1 protein-coding gene is annotated in these 333 nt (G+C 57.7%); it reads left to right on the top strand.

Features of this window, described 5'->3' with window-relative positions; translation table 11 throughout:
• Positions 1 to 17 precede the first annotated feature (17 nt).
• On the top strand, positions 18 to 333 hold a 316-nt coding region (locus FS767_RS21850; RefSeq protein WP_256674304.1), incomplete at its 3' end, for a Gfo/Idh/MocA family oxidoreductase.

Below are 333 nucleotides of genomic sequence, written 5' to 3'. Positions count from 1 at the left end.
AAGCAGATAGCGACCACATGAAGCAACCAGGGGATCGCGGTGGGGCCTTTTATGTGATTGGTTGCCATACGATCGACCGCATCTTGCTGCACTTCGGCAAGCCGAAGTCGCTCAACGCTCGGATTACCAAATTCCCCGGGCAGATGAGTGAAAGCGCGCGTGAAGACGCGGCTGCGGCCGTCCTGAACTATGACGACAAGATGGTAACCATCGACTTCATGTCTTGGGATCCGCTCCCCTGGACCGAAAGTTGGGACATCACCGCGTACGGCACCCACGGCTCTATCCATGCGCGTCCGATGCCGGCGTCCTACAAGATCTATCACGACGGCA

The organism is Pseudomonas sp. DE0010 (genome assembly GCF_007680745.1).
In the GTDB taxonomy this organism is placed as follows: domain Bacteria; phylum Pseudomonadota; class Gammaproteobacteria; order Pseudomonadales; family Pseudomonadaceae; genus Aquipseudomonas; species Aquipseudomonas parafulva_B.
Note: the sequence above shows the minus strand (reverse complement) of the source record. Positions and strands in the feature narration are given on the sequence as shown.